4 protein-coding genes and 1 pseudogene are annotated in these 3,905 nt (G+C 69.9%); 4 read left to right on the top strand and 1 reads right to left on the bottom strand.

Annotated features, from left to right (window positions below):
* A pseudogene (locus AC27VN_RS35140) lies at nt 1-325 on the top strand (metallophosphoesterase); the annotation flags it as partial.
* A 10-nt stretch (nt 326-335) separates the two neighbouring features.
* On the top strand, nt 336-1,193 hold the full coding sequence (locus AC27VN_RS35135; RefSeq protein WP_490879599.1) for a phosphatase PAP2 family protein: 858 nt from the start codon (nt 336-338) through the stop codon (nt 1,191-1,193).
* Between the two features lie 78 nt (nt 1,194-1,271).
* On the opposite strand, the gene AC27VN_RS35130 is transcribed toward AC27VN_RS35135, so the two are convergent.
* Nucleotides 1,272-2,342, bottom strand: a complete 1,071-nt coding sequence (locus AC27VN_RS35130) for an asparaginase (RefSeq protein WP_490879598.1) — start codon at nt 2,340-2,342, stop codon at nt 1,272-1,274.
* 161 nt (nt 2,343-2,503) lie between these two features.
* On the opposite strand from AC27VN_RS35130, the gene AC27VN_RS35125 reads away from it, so the two are divergent.
* On the top strand, nt 2,504-3,184 hold the full coding sequence (locus AC27VN_RS35125; protein ID WP_177239444.1) for a TetR/AcrR family transcriptional regulator: 681 nt from the start codon (nt 2,504-2,506) through the stop codon (nt 3,182-3,184).
* Nucleotides 3,185-3,307: 123 nt separating this feature from the next.
* Entirely contained in the window at nt 3,308-3,895 is a 588-nt protein-coding gene (locus AC27VN_RS35120) for an NAD(P)H-dependent oxidoreductase (protein ID WP_057596983.1), read from the top strand.
* Nucleotides 3,896-3,905: the final 10 nt, after the last annotated feature.

Raw genomic sequence — 3,905 nt, 5'->3', positions numbered from 1 at the left:
GCTGCACGGCGGCGAGGCCGCGGTGGCGCGCTGGGCGGCGGCCGGCGCCGACCTGGTGCTCGGCGGCCACATCCACCTGCCCTTCGTGCTGCCGCTGCACGAATGCTTCGCCGATTGCCCGCGGCCGATGTGGGCGGTGCAGGCGGGCACGGCGGTGTCGTGGCGCGTGCGCGCGGGGCATCCGAACTCGGTCAACGTGGTGCGGCGCGACGACGGCGCGCGCGCCTGCGCGGTCGAGCGCTGGGACTATGCGGCCGAGCGCCAGGCCTTCGTGCTCGCCGACGCCGTAAGGCTTTCGCTTGCCAGCGTGGCGGCGCCGCTTTAGGGTGCGCCGCATGTCATCGGCCGTCCCCGTTCCTTCCCTTCCTTCCGCTCCCCTCCCCCACCCGCCCGCCCTCGTCGCGCATGCCGAACAGCTCGGCGCCCATGCGCTGGGCGGCTTCCTCTCGCTGCTGCTGGCCTCGGTGCTGATCGCCGGCCTGGCCTGCTGGATGGCGCAGCGCCGCCGGCTCGCGCTGGCCGCCGAGGAAGAGCCCGACGAACCGCGGCTGGTGCTCGCGCTGGTGCTCGGCTTCGCGGCGATCCTCGGCGCCTCGAGCCTGTTCGCCTGGATCGCCTCCAACCTCGGCGACGGCCGCACGCTGGGCCTGGCCGACCAGGCGCTGACCGATGCGATCGCGCAGCACATGCCGCGCGGCGTGATCCTCGCGTTCAGCTGGCTCACGCGGCTCGGCGACTTCGCCACCTTGGCGCCGGTGGCGGTGCTGGTGGCGCTGCTGCTGTGGCACCGTTCCCATCGCGGCCTGGCGCTCGGCTGGTCGATGGCGCTGGTGGGGATCGTGCTGCTGAACCCGGCGCTCAAGCAGATCTTCGCGCGCGCCCGGCCGCTGCACGACCACGGCCTGGCGCACGAGACCAGCTACAGCTTCCCGAGCGGCCACAGCGCGGGCGCGATCGTGAGCTACGGCATGCTGGTCTATCTCGCGCTGCGCCTGCTGCCGCCGCGCTGGCACGTGGCGGCGGCGATGGCCGGCGCCGCCGCGATCGTCACCATCGCCTGCAGCCGGATCTTCCTGCAGGTGCACTTCGCGAGCGACGTGGTGGCGGGCCTGCTGACCGGGCTGGCCTGGCTGCTGGTGTGCGTGGGCGGGCTGGAGTTCGCGCGGCATCGCCAGCGGCGGCTCGTGCGCTGAACCGGCCGCGAAAGAAAAAGGGCCGCGCCCTTCCCTGCGGAAGGAACGCGGCCCCGGGGACCGACGCGGATCGAGGGGTCAGTATTCCCAGAAGATGCGCTGCAGTTCCTTGGTGTCGCTGGTCTTCGTCAGCGCGACCATCGCGAGGATGCGCGCCTTCTGCGGGCGCAGGTCGTGCGCCACCACCCAGTCGTACTTGTCGTCGGGCTGCTCGGCGTTGCGGATCACGAAGCCGTCGGGCACGCGCGAGCTGCGGATGACGACGATGCCGTCGGCGCGAACCTTCTGCAGGTTCGGCACGATGCGGTCGGCGACCGAGCCGTTGCCGGTGCCGCCATGGATCAGCGCCTTGATGCCGCTCTTGGCGAGCGCGTCGATGGCGGTCGAGGACACGCCCTCGTAGCCCATGGCGATCTCGACCGGCGGCAGCGCGTTGATCTGGTCGATGTCGAACTCCGAATTCACGGTGTGGCGCTTCACCGGTGCGCGGAACCAGTAGTTCTTGCCTTCGACCACCATGCCCAGCGGGCCCCACTGGCTCGAGAAGGCGCTGGTCTTGATGTTCACGCTCTTGCTCACGTCGCGGCCGGTGTCGATGTTGTCGCCCATCGTCACCAGCACGCCCTTGCCCGCGGCGTCCTTGCTGCCGGCCACCGTCACGGCGTCGTACAGGTTGAGCGCGCCGTCGGCCGACAGCGCGGTGCCCGGACGCATCGAACCGACCACCACGATCGGCTTGGAGGTGTGCACGGTCAGGGTCAGGAAGTAGGCGGTTTCTTCGAGCGTATCGGTGCCGTGCGTGATCACGATGCCGTCGACGTCGCTCTGCTTCGACAGCGCCGACACGCGCTTGGCGAGCGTGAGCAGGTTGTCGTTGGTGAGGCTCTCGGACGCGACCTGGAACACCTGTTCGCCGCGCACGTTGGCGACCTTGGAGAGCTCGGGCAGGCCCGCGATCAGCTTCTCGACACCGACCTTGGCGGCCGCGTAGGTGGCGCTGTTGACGGCCGAGGCGCCGGCGCCCGCGATGGTGCCGCCGGTGGCCAGGATCACCACGTTGGGGAGCGCCTGCTGCGCCTGCGCGAGCGCGCTGGCCGCCAGCAGCGCGGCACCGGCCGCGAGGGCCCTGAAGCGAGGGGAAAGGTACATGGAGAACTCCTTGTGTTGAATGAATTTTTCGAGGCGGCGAGAAGATACATGAACCATGCCCGGCTGCCTGGCGCGGCCATGCCGGCATGGCATGCGGTCATGCGGCCGTGGGGACGCAAGGATTACCATCCACCGCGCGCACGCCGCGCCACTCCCTCGCCATGAACGCCGACTCCGCCGCCCTGCCCGTCTCGACCGCCCAGGAAATGCCCGCGCCCGACGGGCCGCTGTCGCGCGCGCGCCCGGGCCGCGAACGCATCATGGCGGCGATCCGCGCCGCGGCGATCGCGGAGTTCAGCCTGCATGGCCTGAAGGGCACCTCGACCCAGGCCATCGCGGCGCGCGCCGGCCTCACCAAGCCGCAGCTGCACTACTACATCGTCGGCAAGGAAGAGCTGTACGAAGAACTGCTGATGCAGGTGCTGCATGCGTGGAAGGTGGTGTTCTCGTTCGAGGACGCGAGCGACCCGGCGACGGTGCTCGGCGACTACATCCGCAAGAAGCTCGACCATGCGATCGACAGCCCCGAGATGTCGCGCATCTTCACGCGCGAGATCCTCGACGGCGGCCGCAACCTCGACCGCTACTGGCCCAACGCGCGCGCCTGGACGCAGAAGAAGGTCGACATCATCAACGGCTGGATCGCGCGCGGCCAGATGCGCCCGCTCGATGCGCGCATCCTGCTGATGCACGTCTGGGCCATGACCCAGAGCTACGCCGACTACGCGATCCAGACGCGCGTGATGCTGGGCCTGCCGCCCGACGCGCCGATCGACCGCGAGCCGATCGCGCGCGAGCTGGTGGCCTTCGTGCTGGCCGGCTGCGGCATCCGCGCGAGCTAGCAGCGCGCGCCGCCCGGGCGCTTTCCTCTCCCGCCAGACCGCACCGGCCCCAATCCGGTGCGCCCGCGCTGGCACGTCGCTTGCTAAACCTGACCACTTGCTCTGATTAAGCGGTCAAACACCATGCGCGTGCTCGTCGTCTACTGCCATCCGGTCGAAACCAGCTTCCATGCCGCCCTGCACCAGGAGGTGCTGAAGAACCTGCGCGCGGCCGGCCACGAGGTCGACGACTGCGACCTCTATGCCGAGGGCTTCGATCCGGTGCTCTCGCGCGAGGAGCGGCTGGGCTACCACGAGGTGCCGGCCAACCAGCTGCCGCTCAAGCCCTACGTCGAGCGGCTGCAGTGGGCCGAGGGCATCGTGTTCTGCTTCCCGACCTGGTGCTTCGGCCTGCCGGCCATGCTCAAGGGCTACTTCGACCGGCTGTTCATGCCGGGCGTGGCCTTCGACATCAGCGACCCCGCCAACGTGAAGCCGATGCTCACGCACATCAAGCGCATCAGCGCCGTGGTCACCTACGGACGGCCGCGCTGGGTGGCGATGTACATGGGCGACCCGCCGCGCAAGATCGTCACGCGCTACATGAAACGGCTGACCGGCCATGGCGCCCGGGTCGACTACCACGCCCACTACCACATGAACGTGGCGACCGAGCCCCAGCTCAAGCGCTTCATGGCCAAGGTCGGCAACGCCATGGCGCGCTTCGCATGAGCGCGCCCGT

Source organism: Variovorax sp. 20P10.2.4, from assembly GCF_058244205.1.
The sequence above is the reverse complement of the archived record's forward strand: the minus strand, read 5'-3'. Positions and strand labels throughout refer to the sequence as shown.